Here is a 15,544-nt window from a genome sequence, read left to right on the forward strand (position 1 = left end):
TATCGTCCGAATGTTGCGGACGTATTGAGTGAAAAGGAAATGAGATTGATCGTATCTTGAAATTCTGTTAAAAATATCAGATAAATTTTATTTAATCGGACGGTTAGGAGTCGTATGAAGATATGTATGATCGGTTCGGGCTATGTGGGGTTGGTTACGGGAGCCTGTTTCGCTGAGTTTGGAGTTCAGACTGTTTGCATTGATAAAGATCTTTCGAAGATCAAAAAACTTGAAAATGGAGAAATCCCTTTTTATGAGCCCGGATTAAAGGAGTTGGTTGCAAAAAATGTTGCGCAGAACAGGCTCTCCTTTTCGACCGATCTCAGCCGGTCAATTGAGAAATGCGAGGTGATCTTTATTGCTGCGGGAACACCTCAAGGTCATAACCGGGAAGCAGATCTGACAGCCGTGAAAGAGGTGGCCAAGATGATCGGTCGCAATTTGAGAGGATATAAGGTCGTTGTGACGAAAAGCACAGTACCGGTCGGAACGAGTGAAATTGTCAAGGCGATCATCACCCGGAACGCGAAGAAACCAACTTTTGACATGGTTTCCAATCCGGAATTCTTGAGAGAAGGCTCGGCAATTGAAGATTTTATGCGTCCCAACCGGATTGTGATCGGATCGGATAGTCAAAAGGCGCTTGAAATCATGAAAGATCTTTATCGAGTCCTCTATTTAATTGAAACGCCGTTCGTCTTGACGGACCTGAGAACCGCGGAACTGATCAAATATGCTTCGAACTCTTTTTTGGCGACCAAAATTTCGTTTATTAATGAAATGGCCAATTTGTGCGAGGAGATCGGGGCCGATATTCAAATGGTGGCCAAGGGGATGGGCCTGGATCAGCGAATCGGGAGAAAGTTCCTCCATGCCGGGCCAGGATTTGGAGGATCCTGTTTTCCAAAAGATACTCAAGCGCTTGTTAAAATAGCCGAAAAAGCTGGCTATTCCTTTCAAATCGTTAAGGCAGCGATTCAAATAAACGAAAAACAGCGTTTTCGGATGGTTCAAAAAATCCAGACGGCCCTGGGAAGTTTCAAAAACAAGACGGTAGGCGTGCTTGGGCTGTCCTTTAAGCCGAACACGGATGATCTGAGAGAATCTCCTTCAATGGCCATTATTGAGCAACTGCAGGTTAAAGGGGTCGCTGTCAGGGCATTTGATCCTGTAGCCATGCCGGGGGCCAAACTCATGAATAAGAAACTGAACTGTTGCGAAGATCCGTATCAAACAGCGAAAGAGGCCGATGCCTTGATACTTATGACGGAATGGAACGAATTCAGAAGTCTCGATCTGGTCCGAATCAGGGAATTACTCAGAAAGCCGCTATTAATTGACCTCCGGAACGTATACGAACCACAAAAAGTTCGCGACGCGGGATTGACCTATGTCTCTGTCGGTCGTAAATAATGGAAAATATTCTCGTGACAGGTGCGGCTGGTTTTATCGGATCTCACCTTACTGAACGGCTCCTCGCCCATGGATATCGGATCCTGGGACTCGACAATTTCGATCCCTTTTATGATCCTGCAACTAAAAGAAACAACGTAGAAATTTTTAAGAATCATCCCCAATTTTCCATGCTGGAAGGAGATATCCGGGATATTTCGTTTTTAAAAGAGATTTTTTCACGTTACCCGATCGACAAGATCATTCATCTGGCCGCACGCGCCGGTGTCAGGCCATCGATCCAGGACCCATCACTCTATGAAGAGGTGAATGTCCGGGGGACTTTGAACCTTCTTGAATTATCAAAAGAAAAACAGATCCGACAATTTGTTTTTGCCTCATCCTCCTCCGTTTACGGTGGAAACAAGAAGATACCTTTTTCAGAAGGTGATCCCGTGGATTCACCGGTCTCCCCTTATGCCGTGACAAAAAAGGCGGGAGAGCTTCTTTGTTATAACTATCATCATCTTTTTAATATTCCAATGACCTGCTTGCGTTTTTTTACCGTTTATGGTCCAAGACAAAGGCCGGAAATGGCAATTCATTTATTTGCGCGCGCTATTCTTGAAGGAAAAAATCTCCCCCTTTACGGAGATGGAACTACCCGACGTGATTTTACCTATATCGAAGATATTATTGACGGGATTGTACTCGCTTTAGAAAAGACCTTTGACTATGAAATATTTAATTTGGGGGAATCGGTCTCTTACCCCATCATGGAAGTCATACAACTCCTCTCAAAACTGATTGGAAAACCAGCTCACATTCAGCATCTACCCTTCCAACCTGGCGATATGCTCGTTACCTACGCAGACATCTCGAAAGCACGCGATAGGTTAAAATATGAGCCAAGAACTCCCCTTGAAAAAGGACTGGAAATTTTTGTAAAACAGCTCAAAATAAATCATAAATAATTGAAATTATTATATTTTAATAATAATGTTCCACGTGGAACATTATTATTTGGCAGGAAAAAACTTTTGAATGAGCTGTTAATAAGGGGTTCAAACGCATTAGGAATTCCGCTTTCTGACCATCAGCTCTTGCAGTTCATGGAATATTATGCGTTTCTCCTTTTTTGGAACAAATCGGTCAATTTGACCACCATTACGGGGGAAGAAGAGGTGGCTCAGAAGCACTTTATTGATTCCCTTGCATATACCAAAGCTTTTCCTTTGGGCTATTTAAACCTAAAATTTCTCGATATCGGGAGTGGAGCGGGATTCCCTGGTGTTCCTCTCAAAATAGCTTTTCCATATCTTGATATCAGTCTTATGGAACCTTCCTTTAAGAGGACCTCTTTTTTGCATCTGCTCAATAGTAAACTTAATCTCAATGTGAGAATTATTGAGAAAAAGGCGGAAGTGTGGCTTGAGGAAGAGAGGGAAACTTTTGATATAATGATGATGCGAGCGGTTGGGCATATCGATAGTTTTGTCAATAAGATATTAGGTTATTTGAACAGGAACGGAAGAATGATTATCTCGAGTGGTCCCAGACCCTTTGATTTTAAGAACAATGGTCAGCGAAGAATTGAGACTTTTTCGTATACCCTTCCTTTTACTACAATTCAGAGAAGTTTATTGATTATTCATAGGGATTAAATTAAAAAAACATGACCCATGTAATCGTAAATAATTGAATTTATAGATGAATTAGAAATTGTTCCACGTGGAACAATTTCTTTGCACAAGAAATGACGTTAAAATGTTCCACGTGGAACATTTTAATCAAAGAATTATTGAATTTTTTATTATATGTGTTATTATCCCACTTTCTTTACATGATATTATTTTCATTTTTTCAAATCGGTTAATTTCTATCTATGAGTCGAATTATTGCAATCGCTAATCAAAAAGGGGGTGTGGGAAAAACGACAACCGCGATTAATCTTTCCGCCTCCCTGGCTGTTCTCGAGAAGAAAGTCTTATTAATTGATTCAGATCCTCAGGGAAACGCCACCAGTGGCTGCGGAATAGATAAAGGAGGTGATCATTTAACACTTTATAATATCTATTCGCAACAGAACGCCATGAAAGAAGTTCGGCTTGAGACGGAAATAAAAAACCTTCATGTGATTCCATCCACGGGGGATTTGGTTGCGGCTGAAATTGAATTGATCCAATACCCAAATCGCGAATTTGTTCTCAAAAATGCTGTTGACATCATAAAGGGAGAGTACGATTACATCATTATTGATTGTCCTCCCTCCCTCGGGTTATTAACAGTGAATTCCCTTGTAGCAGCTCAGGCTGTACTCATCCCGGTGCAGTGCGAATATTATGCGATGGAGGGTTTGACTCAACTCTTGAAAACCATCCAGCTTATTCAAAAGTCGCTCAATCCAGACTTGGAACTGGAAGGGCTTCTCATGACGATGTTTGACAGCAGAAATTCTCTTTGCAACCAGGTCGTCGAAGAGGTTAGAAAACATTTTAACGAGAAAGTTTTTGATATTGCGATTCCGCGCAATGTGGCACTTGCTGAGGCGCCCAGCCATGGGAAACCCGTTATCTTGTATAATATTTTATCCAAAGGAGCTCAAACTTATTTGGAAGCAGCAAAAGAATTAATCGTGAATTCCGTTACCTAATGGGAATGTCGTATATCCATTGACAAGAATGAGTTAAATGGTTCATAAATTAACATAATTTATAAATGGAGCAAAAAATGATTGATCGGCAAAAGTTGGGGAAAGGTCTGAGCGTTCTGATTAGACAGAATACCTTGGAAAATGAGGAAAGAAACCGAGATTTTATAGAGTTGGACCTTTCCAGGATCGTTCCGAACAAATACCAGCCAAGAATCGAGTTTGATTCGTCGGAGCTGGAAGAGCTTGCCGCGTCCATACAAGTCAATGGGGTGATACAACCTGTCATGGTCAGGAGTAAAGGACTCAATCAATATGAGCTCGTGGCTGGAGAAAGGCGGTTTCGCGCATCACAAATGGCTGGATTAAAAAAGATACCGGCCTATATTAGAAACATTTCAGATCGGGAGATGCTTGAGTTTGCACTGATTGAAAACATCCAGAGGGCAGATCTTAATCCGCTTGAAGAGGCGCGCGCCTATGAACGTCTCATCAAAGAATTTGGTTTGACTCAGGAGGGGATTGCAAAGCAGGTCGGAAAAGAGCGATCAAGCATCGCAAATAGCTTACGTCTTCTCGAACTTCCGAAAGAGATTAGAGATTTAATTTCTGACGGAAAGCTTTCGGTTGGACATGCTAAGATTTTGATGACGATACAGATGAGGGATCATCAAATGGAGCTCGTACATCAAATCCTGGAAAAAGGGATCTCTGTTAGACAGGCAGACCTTCTGGCAAAAAAAATTGCGCAACCAAGACACACTCGAAATAAAAGAAAAGAAGCCGTATGGGTTGATCTGGAAGACCGTCTGAAGAGATCATTAGGAACAAAGGTTTCTATTGAAACCGGCCGCAAGGGTGGAAAAATTATGATAGAATATTATGGTCCAGAAGATCTGGAACGATTGATGGAAATCATGCTCGGCTGGAACCAGCAGGGATAAACTATTAATAATCGGGCGAAAGAAACAGCGCCCTAAAATCTTAAATTATAGGAGCCGGCTCTATGCTGACAAAAGAAAAAGAACGGAAAGATTCGTCGACGACAAATTCCGGAGAGATTATCGCTTTTCTCGGAAAGGGAACTTCGTTTAAAGGGGTTATTACTTACGAAGGGACTGTCCGGATTGATGGCAACGTCGAAGGAGAGATTATTACCAAAGGCGCTCTCGTTATTGGGGAATCGGCAGAAATCAAGGCGGAAATTGAAGTCGGAACGCTGGTCTGCGGTGGAGCGATCAACGGAAATATCGTTGCATTTGAAAAAGTTCAACTCATTGCCCCGGCGATTGTCACCGGGACGATTAAAACTCCGATTCTGATCATAGAAGAAGGGGTCCGCTTCAATGGTTCGGTCGACATGGGAAAGTCCGCATCTCATCAATCGGTTGCCGAACTTCGTAAAGGTGAGTAAAGCACACACGCCATTCTATTAATCACCCATCCATTCTGGTTTTAACTGATGAAAATTGCAGTTGGAATGAGCGGTGGGGTCGACAGTGCAGTGACCGCAGCGCTTTTAAAAAAAGAGGGCCATGATGTAGTTGGAATCCATCTCCGTCTCTACAAGGATGAGGGGGATGACGCGAAACATTGGCTAGACCGCTCTTGTTGTAAGATAGGTTTGGCGAGGCATGTGGTCAATCAACTCAAAATACCCTTGGAGGTCTTTGATGTTCAGGAAGCTTTTCAGTCCGTGGTCATTGACAATTTTGCTGAAGAGTATCATAGAGGGAGGACTCCGAATCCCTGTGTGCGATGTAATGAAACGATTAAATTTGGCACTTTAATCGAAAAAGCGAAATCGCTTGGAGCGGATTCCATCGCGACAGGGCACTATGCGAAAATAAAATTTAATGATTTAAGAGAATCTTTTCAATTACTTAGGCCAAAGGATCTTCTAAAGGATCAGACTTATTTTCTCTACCGTTTGAAGCAAGATCAGCTCAAATCAGTCTATTTTCCTCTTGCAGAGATGGAAAAAAAAGAAATTTATCGTATTGCGGAAGAGCTCGACTTTCCTTATGAAGATGTTCAGGAAAGTCAGGAAGTCTGTTTTGTGAATCAAGGTGACTATCGGACGTTTTTGAGAGAAGAGCGGGGAATCTCTGGCTCAAAAGGAAGTTTTGTTTCAGGGGAGGGGAAAATCCTCGGAGAACATGAAGGAGTTCCTTTTTATACAGTTGGACAGCGAAAAGGTCTGGGAGTGGCTTTCGGAAAGCGACAATTTGTGATCGAGATTAAACCAAGAGAAAATCAAATTGTCTTGGGAAGTGAACCCGATCTCATGAAGAATGAGATGCGGGTAAGTGATTTAAACTGGATTTCGGGCGAGGCTCCAGTCAAGGCGGTTCAAGCCACAGTGAAGATTCGATATCGATCAAGGGAGGCGAAAGGAGAAATCCAACCGTTGGGACAAGACCGCGTCCGTGTCACTTTTGACGAGCCGCAAAAGGGAATTTCACCTGGGCAGTCGGCTGTATTTTACCAGAAAGAGGAAGTCCTGGGAGGCGGGGTAATCGATTGAGTCTCGAATATTATGAGATCAATCCCGAGAAAGGAATCCCGCTTGGCTGTCTGGTGTTTATTCATGGGCTGGGAGTCAATGGGAAGGATCTCATGCCCCTTGCCGCACAGTTAAACCTTCCGCAAACGAAGTTCGTATTTCCAAATGCCCCTTTTCCGGTTGATTATTCCTACGAAGGGAGAGCCTGGTATCAGCTACCTCGGGAAAACGGAAAAGGAATTTCGATTAGTCGAAAAGGGATTATCGAACTCCTCCAAAAAATAGAATTATCCGGAATTCCCGCGAATCAGATTATTATCGGAGGATTTTCACAAGGAGCAGTCATGAGTCTGGAAGCTGGCCTCCGATATCCTAACAAGATTTGCGGGATTATCGCGTTAAGTGGTTATCTCCATGCTCCAGAACAAATTTCGATTGAAAAAAATCAAGCCAATCAGGGGATTCCGGTTCTGGTCTGCCACGGAGAAGAAGATGATGTTCTTCCTATCGAAGGGAGCCGCGAAGCCGTTCGATATCTGGAAAAAGAGGGATACTCTGTTTCGTTTCACGAATATCCGATCGGGCACCAGGTGATTCCCGAAGAGCTGATTGTCATCCGGCAGTTTATCTTGGATTCCCTCCAGCAAGCTTTGTTTCCAGCGAAATAAAAAAGCCTTACCTAAATCGTCTTGCTCCCGGATTGGAAAGGGTCATTTTGGCTGGTCCATACCTCAAATATTGTTTGAAGCGAAGCCCTAATAAAATTTTTAACCCGAAGAATTATATTTTCATTCATATTTTTCCTTTCTCTAAAAGGTTTTTGAGTGCGGTGGGCCGTTGATACCAGAATTTTTCATAATATCTGATCCATTCTTCGGCGGACTTCAATGTTTCGGCATTGAGTGAAATCCGGTGAAAACTTCCTTCCCTTCTCCGTTCAATCAAATGTGCTCCTTCCAAAACCTTCAGGTGTTTTGAGACCGCGGCCAGCGACATTTTGAAGGGTTTGGCTATTTCAGAAATGGTCCGTTCTTTTACGGATACATTTCTCAAGATTGCCCTCCGGGTTGGATCTGAAACAGCGTGAAAGATAAGATCTAAATTAAGAGCCAATGATTTAACCATATGGTTGAATATAAATCAAAACCGGAAAAGGAGTCAACCCAATGGTTAAATCTTGAAATGACGGATCGCAATTCGGGAGTTCTTGGGATTTTTCTAAAGTCTTCCGGAGTTTTTGGCAGCTGTGCAGTTTTAGTTAAAGGCTTATTTCAAAATGTGATGCAGCGCAAAATCGGCGCCAATTGCAAGGAGCGCGGATAGATTCAGCCAGGCAATCCGAGTTTTTCCAACATTAAAAAAATAGAGGATATTAAACAGAATAAAAACCTCGGCAATATGGGAGATCGGCGCATGGAGCCAGCGCCACCTTCCGACTGCGAAGGTGAGAAAGTAAAATAGGAGTGCTCCCTGGAGACCGATCCATTCAATTCGATTCCCATGGCCTGAACGGTAGAGCCGGATGAGGGCCGCGATCAGGCAGAGCAAAACAATTAAAAAAAGAAGCGGAAAAAGGGGCCACCAGTCTTTTACATACATGGTTAGAAACTCGTCATATTAAAAAGCCCCGGCAAGTTTAAACAAGAACACTTATCGACTATCTGATCGTCAGGACCGGGCACTTGGCCATCCGGACTACTTTTTCGGCCACACTGCCCAGCAAAACATGTTCCACGCCGGTCCGACCATGGGTTCCCATGATAATCAGGTCGACTTTTTCCTGAACGGCTTTCATGACAATTTCCCGGGCAGGGGATCCTACAGACATGGACGCTTTGACCGGAATACCCTGCTTCCTGAGAAGGGAGGTGAAGTTCTTGATTAGAGAATCGGCAATACTTTTTAGCGCTTCACTGTTATCCACGACCATAAATGCATCGGTGGTCGTGTAAGGAAACGGTTCAATTGCATGAAAGAGATGAATTCTGGCCCCAAAACTTTTTGCGGTCATTACGGCGTATTTTAATAATCTTTCAGATTCCGGCGAAAAATCAGTGGGCACCAGTATTTTTTTTATCTTTGCGGCAACTCTTTTTCTTCTTGCCATTTTTTTCTCCTTGATTAAACGCATCAGTCATCATTGACTATAGAATAATTTGTTTCCACTATGCAAACTTGGAGACAAAAGAAATGTCATGTCTGTTTTTGATGAAAACAGCCAGGGCGAATCAAGCGACATAGTAAAGAATCGTGAAATAATGGCTGGCGCTTCCGGCCATTACAAAAAGGTGCCATATTCCATGACCATTTCGAATCCGGCCTTCCAATGCATAAAAAATGACTCCGATTGTATAAAACAGTCCGCCGATAACAATCCATATTAGACCTGTTGCAGGGAGCGCACGAGAGAGCGGTTTGATTAAAAAAATGACAGTCCAGCCCATGAATATATAAATAATGACCGGGAGAATCCGAGGCTCTTTTTTCCAGATCATCTCTTGTATCATGCCGAGGACAGCCAATAGCCAGATAATCCAAAATAATGTCCATCCGAGCGATCCCCTTAAGGTGACAAGCGTAATGGGCGTATAAGTCCCGGCTATTAAAAGATAAATAGTCAAATGTTCAAGTTTCTGAAAAATAATTTTAGTTTTCCCGCGAAAGAGATGATAAAGAGATGAAAATAAATAAAGGAGCAACAATATGGTGCCGTAAACCGTGACGCTTATGGTTTTGAGCGCATCGTCCCCTCTGAAAGAGACTGCGATCAGAACAAATAACCCTGTTGTTGAGAGGAGGAATCCAATTAGATGGGTTACAAAATTAAATCGCTCTCCTCGATCCATATCTCCGGCCAGCCAATAGAGTTTGTGATCAAATGAACTTAATCAAGAGTTATTTTGGAATCATTCAAGCCAATAAAGATCTTGTAGACACAAATCGAACTGACCTATGATAACAAAAATGAATTACATTTCGATAGGGATTGACCAAATTATTTCCAGGCCGCTTCACCGACCGTAACAACCGATTATTTTAGTGGTATCATCCATTCTTGTTAAAATCGGGGGATTTATCGTGCCATTAAACTAAGAATTCTGAGATTTCACTGAACCAGAGTTTATTCAAGGGCAGAAGGAGGATTATATTATGGCATGGATCACAAATATGGTTATTGCCATTGTGGCGTTCTTCCATTTTTACTTTCTTATCCTCGAAATATTTTTTTGGGATACTTCTTTTGGTCGGAAAGTTTTTGCGATGACTCCTGATTACGCGAAAACCACGAAGGTGCTTGCCTCTAACCAGGGTGTTTACAACGGATTTTTGTCTGCAGGTTTGGTTTGGGGCCTGACGCTTGGTGCGGCCGGAAATTCGGTTAAGATCTTCTTCCTGGGATGTGTCATTGTTGCGGGTATATTTGGTGGATTGACCGCCAATCGCAAAATACTCTGGATCCAGGCTCTTCCTGCCGTCATAGCCCTTGTGTTAAAATTGCTGGAGTGACATTCATGAATCATTGATATTCTTTGAATCAGACCTTTCCTTTCCAGAAATCTACAATATCTTTAAGCAGAACTAAAAAAATGCCAAAGGCTTTATCCAAATTCTCCCAATGGTATTCTTGGCTAAAATAGAATGGAGGAAATTCACAAGTTGCGTTATTATCGGGTTCACAACCTGAAGGTATGGATTTTCATCTGGATTCTGGCGATAATCCATTTCAATCGCTGTGCATGGGCGGAACAGGCATTTGAAGGAACAGGACCGTTTCCTGTGCGAAACTACAGCCCGATTCAATTATTGTTTCTATCCATGCCTGCGGAAAATGCCACAACGCTTCCCCGAGGTTTATATGAGGTCAGATTTGAAGCGGTAGAAAGTAATATTCTCCTGGTCGAATCTACTCCCAAGATCAATCTCCTTCTCAAGTTTGAAACCTTTCGCTCCGAATTACAGCTTAAATATGGATTCAAAAAATCGATCGAATTGGGATTGGAAATTCCGTTTCTTGACCGCATGTGCGGTTTTCTAGATCCTTTCATCATGAGCGTGGAAGAAGGTTTCTCGAATTTAAACGCGAATCGCGTCAAGTTAGGCATAAGTTCGTTTGGAGGGTATCTGATCACTCAGAATGGAAAAACGATTCTATCGGGTGCAGACAATGAGACGGGAATGGGCGATATTGTCTTAAGCGGAAAATGGGGACTCGTTGCCGAAGGTCTATGGCAACCTGCTTTTGCCGTTCGCGGAGCGGTCAAATTTCCAACCGGCGATTTTAGCCGGGCATTTGGTAGCGGAAGGTCAGATACGGGAATCGGTCTGGCGCTTCATAAACAGATTTATGGCCGCTGGTTTCTCTATTTTAATCAGAATGTTGTATTTCCTGGAGGTCATTTTGGATCCACTGATATCACATTGAATCCTATTTACTCGACTTCAATTGCCTGTGAATATTTATTATCGTCCCGGTTTTCTTTTACCGCTCAATTTGATTACTATTCATCTCCTTTCCATGATACGGAGTCTCACATTTTGGATAACGGCACAGCTGAATGGGTTCTGGGATTCAATTATAAGACCAGGCATCAAATAGTTTGGCAATTTTATGCGATTGAAAATTTTGAAAATCCTGAAGGCTCGGCGGCTGATTTTTCGCTGGTCACCGATTTGACCTATCGGTTTAATTAATATTGAGTGTTTGGATATCCTGCTTTCATTTCTGAGCATACAGGGCATTCACTGAATGTCCGGATTTTCCTGATTTCAAATTACCTTGACACGATTAAGCGTCCTGGCCGATCCTGTATGGGAAGCAAGTGCTTTGGATTTTCTCTGAATATCTATCCAAACGGAGAATCGCATGAAAGTGGGAGTTATAGGTTCGGGAGTGGTTGCACAGGTTTTGGGAAGTGGTTTTCTTAAACATGGTCATGATGTGATAATGGGGACCCGAACACTGGCTCATCTGGGGGATTGGGCGAGACAACATCCAGGCACCCAAGTGGGAAGCTTTGCCGAAGCAGCGAAGTCATCCGACTTGATTGTATTGGCGGTCAAGGGAACGGCGGCAGCGGATGCGCTAAGGGCTGCTCAGGCAGAGAATTTAAAGGGAAAAATTGTCATGGATGCGACGAATCCCATTGCAGAAACTCCGCCCGTAAATGGCGTATTGAGTCTCTTTACCACTACGAATGACTCTCTCATGGAGCGTTTGCAAAGAGAGTTTGGAAATGCACGTTTTGTTAAAGCCTTTAATTCAGTTGGGAACGCGTGTATGGTGAATCCAACGTTCAATGCGGGCAAGCCCACCATGTTCATCTGTGGGAACGATGAGGTTGCAAAAGAAACCGTAAGTGGTATTCTTGACCAATTCGGCTGGGAAACGGCAGATATGGGTCAGGCTGAGGCTGCACGAGCGATCGAACCACTTTGTATCCTATGGTGTATCCCCGGATTTCTTCATAATGAATGGTTTCATGCCTTTAAGCTCCTTACTTGATTCATCATCAATTGTTTCATCCACGCTATCTGATCTCCCGTCCATGTCTATCGTGATGTTCTTCAGCCTGAAAATGCCTTTCTCTGAAACGCAATTTCTGTTCACGATGATCTTCCCGGGCATGTCTTTTGATTTCTCTGATTTCTTCCATTCGATAGCGATTCAGTCCAGGGGGAATGCCAGGTCCTTCTGTGTGGACCCAGGGCCCTTTATAATACGGCGACCGGTACCAGTCTCCGCCATGGTGATAGAAATAGACGTGTTCAAAATAAAATAAATCTTGAGGGATGCCGACAGCAATATAGGCTCTCAGGCCATCGCTGTAAACCATTCTCGGAGGGGCTTCTAAAACAATCGGCGGGGGAGCGGGCCGATTGCCAATATGAAAATCAAAGTCCACCGATTGAGCGAAAGCCGGCAATGGAAGAAATCCGCTTATGATCCATCCGAGCAGCAAAAATAAGGTTTTCATAGATGAACCTTTCACAGTTCCATGAGTTTGAGGAGTCATGCCCGGATTGATGGGGAACATGACTCCTCATCCTTCTCTTGTTAAAGCAATTTATTTTTCTTTATTTTCGGCTTTAACATGTCGGTCATGACGTAAATCTTTCCGATCTGCTTTTCGATCATGGCGATCTTTATGGAGAGACTTCCGGTCTTGATGAAGATCTTTTTTGTCAACTCGCAAATCTCTGCGATCTTGGTGAACATCGCGATTATCTTTTGCCAATTCGGCCTTTTCCTTTGCTACCCCCGAAGTGTTACCACTTTTCAAATCTGCAGCCAGTTCATGTCGGTCCTCGGACCGCTGTTTTAAATCGCCGATTACTTCCCGGCGATCGGCTCGGATATTTTGCTTGTCATTCGTGATATCCTGTCTGTCCCGGCGCACATCTCCATTGTCCTGACGGAGTTCCTTTTTATCCTGGTTGATATCCTGCTGAACGGTCTGTGCGAATACCTTCGTTGAAACGGAGGCAATCATCACTCCGAGTGCGATTCCCAAAAAAAGCGTGAGTCTATTCATTTGAAACTCCTTTACATGCGGTTTTTAATCATGTTTCCACCTCCCGTATAGAGCAAGGTCTATGCCACGAAACCCGTTCCCCTAAACCTTGAAAATTCAATTATTTTTGTACGAGGATGTTTCTAACCTCTGTTAACACTGACTCAAATCAGTTGTCACATGCCTCAATTGAGGCATCTTCCCAGGAATGTCAATCAATTCATCTTTGAATGCGCTGTTGATTTTCCCTGAGATTTTTTGTATTATACCATTTAGTTAATTAACTAAATGGTATAATACAATATGGCAAATGATATCCTTAGCTCGACCTTTTCGGCTTTAGCCGATCCGACGCGGCGGGCAATTCTTGCGCGACTTGCTTCCGGTGCCGCTTCTGTGACAGAACTGGCAGAGCCGTTCGAGATGACTCTGCCCGCCATATCGAAGCACCTGAAAGTCCTTGAACGGGCGGGACTGATTGCTCGCGGGCGCGAAGCGCAAAGGAGACCCTGCCGGATCGAAGGTAAACCGCTTAAAGAAGTAGCGCGTTGGGTGGAAGATTTTCGTACCTGTTGGGAGCAGAGCTTGGATCAACTGGATGCCTATATGCGAAAATTAGGAACCTCTCAAAAGAAAGATAAGAAAAACAAACTCGGCCGCAAAAAGGAAATAAAGCCGCTCAAACGGTGGCAGTGAAATGGCTTCCGATCAATGCATCGATAGAAGAGTGGAAGACCTTTGATGGGGGACGCGAAACCATGAAGCAGGGTTGGGACGGGAGTCTGGATCAGTTGGAAAAATACGTTGAACACCTGGAGAAATCGAAATGAAGCCACGAATTACTGTTATCACCCTGGGCGTCGACCATTTGGAAAGATCTCTACATTTCTATCGCGATGCGCTCGGATTTGAAACCAAAGGGATTGTCGGTCAGGAATTCGAACGTGGTGCTGTCGTCTTTTTTGATTTGCAACCCGGACTGAAACTCGCACTCTGGCCGCGTGATGAAATTGCCTATGATGCAGCCCTTTTAAAAACACCGCGAAGTCCGACTGAACTCACCCTTGGCCACAACGTCAACAGTCGGGAAGAGGTCGACTCTGTGATGGAACTTGCGAAACGGGCGGGTGCGAAGATTACGAAAGTGGCTCAAAAAACCTTTTGGGGCGGTTATGCTGGATATTTCCAGGATCCCGATGATCATCTCTGGGAAGTGGTCTGGAACCCCGAATGGACGATTAAGGATTAGGCTCATAGTCGTTCTCAATTCTTGCCTTGAGACCAATTGACATCAAAAATGTTTGTGTGTATTCTCACCTAAAATCTCGGGATTTATCTGTGAGGAGCAAAAATGTCTCGCTACAGTAATGACAAGAGAGCTTTTCTTGCCATGGGTTTTATTTTCTGTTTTCTCGCAGCGGTTCTGGCATGCCAGAAAAAAGAAAACACCATTAAAATAGGGATTGCTGGTCCCATGAGCGGTGATCAAAGCAAAATGGGCATCGACGAAAAGAATGGCGCAGAACTGGCCGTTGATGAATGGAATGGCCGGGGGGGAGTCTTGGGCAAAAAAATAGAACTTTTGGTGGAAGATGATCAACACGATCCCAAACAGGCGGTTGCCGTTGCTAATAAATTGGTCAATTCGGGAGCTGTGGCTGTTGTCGGACACTGGAACAGCGGCTCCTCCATTCCCGCTTCGGACGTCTATCATCAAGCCGGCATTCCGATGATTACTCCGGCCTCCACCAATCCGGAACTGACTGAACGGGGATATGAAAATATTTTCCGGATTTGCGGAAGAGATGACCAGCAGGGAAAAGTCTCAGCGGCGTTTGTTATCCATCACCAGGAATTTAAAAGAATTGCGATTCTGCATGACAAAAGCACCTATGGACAGGGCCTTGCGGATGAGTTCAGAAAAAATCTGACAGACTCCGTTGAAGTGATCCACTATGGCGGATTAACCCAGGGGGACAAAGATTTTAGAGGAATTCTGACAACGCTAAAGGAAAAACGCCCCGATTTGCTCTTTTTCGGAGGGATCTATCCTGAAGCCGGACAGCTGGCAATGCAGGCAAAAGAAATCGGCATCAACGCGCCTTTGATAAGCGGTGATGGCACCTTCGACCCCACCTTCATCAAGATTGCCGGAAGTGCAGCGGATGGCTCTTATTTGACCTTTTCATCAGACCCTTCAAGAGAGAAAGATGCCGCTCGGGTATTAGACCGTTACCATCAGAAATACGGTGAACATGGCCCCTATTCTCTTTATGCCTATGATGCAGCTAATGCGCTTTTGAAAACGATTTCGGAAATCAAATCGACAGATCCAAAGTCCCTCTCCAGGGGATTGCACCAGATCCAGTTGAAAGGGACGACTGGAAAGATAGAATTTGACGCTAAAGGGGATCTGCTGGTTTCTCCGTATGTCGTCTGGGTAGTCAAAGAAGGAAAATTTATTGAATTTTGGAAACCCTAGCT

21 protein-coding genes are annotated in these 15,544 nt (G+C 43.8%); 15 read left to right on the forward strand and 6 right to left on the reverse strand.

Annotated elements, in window-relative coordinates; translation table 11 throughout:
* Positions 1-114 precede the first annotated feature (114 nt).
* The 8 genes from HY200_04905 to HY200_04940 all read left to right on the forward strand — a co-directional run bounded on the left by HY200_04905 (position 115) and on the right by HY200_04940 (position 7,216).
* On the forward strand, positions 115-1,413 hold the full coding sequence (locus HY200_04905; GenBank protein ID MBI3594277.1) for a UDP-glucose/GDP-mannose dehydrogenase family protein: 1,299 nt from the start codon (positions 115-117) through the stop codon (positions 1,411-1,413).
* A complete protein-coding gene (locus HY200_04910) occupies positions 1,413-2,366 on the forward strand; it encodes a GDP-mannose 4,6-dehydratase (GenBank protein MBI3594278.1) in 954 nt (317 codons plus the stop codon). The genes HY200_04905 and HY200_04910 overlap by 1 nt, the downstream gene beginning before the upstream one ends.
* Before the next feature lie 66 nt (positions 2,367-2,432).
* Positions 2,433-3,056 (forward strand): 16S rRNA (guanine(527)-N(7))-methyltransferase RsmG, encoded by a 624-nt coding sequence (gene rsmG, locus HY200_04915; GenBank protein ID MBI3594279.1) that lies wholly within the window; start codon positions 2,433-2,435, stop codon positions 3,054-3,056.
* A gap of 221 nt (positions 3,057-3,277) precedes the next feature.
* Positions 3,278-4,045 (forward strand): ParA family protein, encoded by a 768-nt coding sequence (locus HY200_04920; protein MBI3594280.1) that lies wholly within the window; start codon positions 3,278-3,280, stop codon positions 4,043-4,045.
* Positions 4,046-4,125: 80 nt separating this feature from the next.
* A complete protein-coding gene (locus HY200_04925) occupies positions 4,126-4,986 on the forward strand; it encodes a ParB/RepB/Spo0J family partition protein (protein MBI3594281.1) in 861 nt (286 codons plus the stop codon).
* 62 nt (positions 4,987-5,048) lie between these two features.
* On the forward strand, positions 5,049-5,456 hold the full coding sequence (locus HY200_04930) for a polymer-forming cytoskeletal protein (GenBank protein ID MBI3594282.1): 408 nt from the start codon (positions 5,049-5,051) through the stop codon (positions 5,454-5,456).
* Between the two features lie 48 nt (positions 5,457-5,504).
* Positions 5,505-6,569, forward strand: a complete 1,065-nt coding sequence (mnmA, locus tag HY200_04935) for a tRNA 2-thiouridine(34) synthase MnmA (GenBank protein MBI3594283.1) — start codon at positions 5,505-5,507, stop codon at positions 6,567-6,569.
* Entirely contained in the window at positions 6,566-7,216 is a 651-nt protein-coding gene (locus HY200_04940; GenBank protein MBI3594284.1) for an alpha/beta hydrolase, read from the forward strand. Before mnmA ends, HY200_04940 begins: the two co-directional genes overlap by 4 nt.
* Positions 7,217-7,340: 124 nt before the next feature.
* On the opposite strand, the gene HY200_04945 is transcribed toward HY200_04940, so the two are convergent.
* From HY200_04945 to HY200_04960, 4 genes are all read right to left on the reverse strand, one after another.
* On the reverse strand, positions 7,341-7,673 hold the full coding sequence (locus HY200_04945; protein ID MBI3594285.1) for a winged helix-turn-helix transcriptional regulator: 333 nt from the start codon (positions 7,671-7,673) through the stop codon (positions 7,341-7,343).
* A gap of 141 nt (positions 7,674-7,814) precedes the next feature.
* Positions 7,815-8,147: a hypothetical protein gene (locus HY200_04950; protein ID MBI3594286.1), complete on the reverse strand. Its 333-nt coding sequence runs from the start codon at positions 8,145-8,147 to the stop codon at positions 7,815-7,817.
* 58 nt (positions 8,148-8,205) lie between these two features.
* Positions 8,206-8,655 (reverse strand): universal stress protein, encoded by a 450-nt coding sequence (locus HY200_04955; GenBank protein ID MBI3594287.1) that lies wholly within the window; start codon positions 8,653-8,655, stop codon positions 8,206-8,208.
* Between the two features lie 121 nt (positions 8,656-8,776).
* Positions 8,777-9,394: a hemolysin III family protein gene (locus HY200_04960; protein MBI3594288.1), complete on the reverse strand. Its 618-nt coding sequence runs from the start codon at positions 9,392-9,394 to the stop codon at positions 8,777-8,779.
* A 304-nt stretch (positions 9,395-9,698) separates the two neighbouring features.
* Here HY200_04960 and HY200_04965 point away from each other — a divergent pair, with 304 nt between their 5' ends.
* The 3 genes from HY200_04965 to HY200_04975 all read left to right on the forward strand — a co-directional run bounded on the left by HY200_04965 (position 9,699) and on the right by HY200_04975 (position 12,051).
* Positions 9,699-10,055, forward strand: a complete 357-nt coding sequence (locus tag HY200_04965; protein MBI3594289.1) for a DUF1304 domain-containing protein — start codon at positions 9,699-9,701, stop codon at positions 10,053-10,055.
* 150 nt (positions 10,056-10,205) lie between these two features.
* The gene (locus HY200_04970; GenBank protein MBI3594290.1) at positions 10,206-11,240 is read left to right on the forward strand and encodes a DUF3187 family protein; all 1,035 of its coding nucleotides are present in this window, start codon (positions 10,206-10,208) and stop codon (positions 11,238-11,240) included.
* A gap of 172 nt (positions 11,241-11,412) precedes the next feature.
* On the forward strand, positions 11,413-12,051 hold the full coding sequence (locus tag HY200_04975; GenBank protein ID MBI3594291.1) for an NAD(P)-binding domain-containing protein: 639 nt from the start codon (positions 11,413-11,415) through the stop codon (positions 12,049-12,051).
* A gap of 25 nt (positions 12,052-12,076) precedes the next feature.
* Here the strand turns inward: HY200_04975 and HY200_04980 are convergent, their stop codons facing one another.
* Together HY200_04980 and HY200_04985 are read right to left on the reverse strand one after the other, a co-directional pair.
* Complete coding sequence (locus HY200_04980; protein MBI3594292.1) at positions 12,077-12,523, reverse strand: hypothetical protein; 447 nt, start codon at positions 12,521-12,523, stop codon at positions 12,077-12,079.
* 90 nt (positions 12,524-12,613) lie between these two features.
* Entirely contained in the window at positions 12,614-13,081 is a 468-nt protein-coding gene (locus HY200_04985) for a hypothetical protein (protein ID MBI3594293.1), read from the reverse strand.
* A 282-nt stretch (positions 13,082-13,363) separates the two neighbouring features.
* Between HY200_04985 and HY200_04990 the strand changes: the two genes are divergently transcribed.
* From HY200_04990 to HY200_05005, 4 genes are all read left to right on the forward strand, one after another.
* Positions 13,364-13,756, forward strand: coding sequence for a winged helix-turn-helix transcriptional regulator (locus HY200_04990; protein ID MBI3594294.1), 393 nt, complete (start codon positions 13,364-13,366; stop codon positions 13,754-13,756).
* Entirely contained in the window at positions 13,753-13,890 is a 138-nt protein-coding gene (locus HY200_04995; GenBank protein ID MBI3594295.1) for a hypothetical protein, read from the forward strand. Before HY200_04990 ends, HY200_04995 begins: the two co-directional genes overlap by 4 nt.
* A complete protein-coding gene (locus tag HY200_05000) occupies positions 13,887-14,309 on the forward strand; it encodes a VOC family protein (protein ID MBI3594296.1) in 423 nt (140 codons plus the stop codon). The genes HY200_04995 and HY200_05000 overlap by 4 nt, the downstream gene beginning before the upstream one ends.
* Before the next feature lie 102 nt (positions 14,310-14,411).
* Positions 14,412-15,542: a branched-chain amino acid ABC transporter substrate-binding protein gene (locus HY200_05005; protein MBI3594297.1), complete on the forward strand. Its 1,131-nt coding sequence runs from the start codon at positions 14,412-14,414 to the stop codon at positions 15,540-15,542.
* Positions 15,543-15,544: the final 2 nt, after the last annotated feature.

Source organism: Nitrospirota bacterium (genome assembly GCA_016194305.1).
Lineage (GTDB): Bacteria > Nitrospirota > Nitrospiria > JACQBW01 > JACQBW01 > JACQBW01.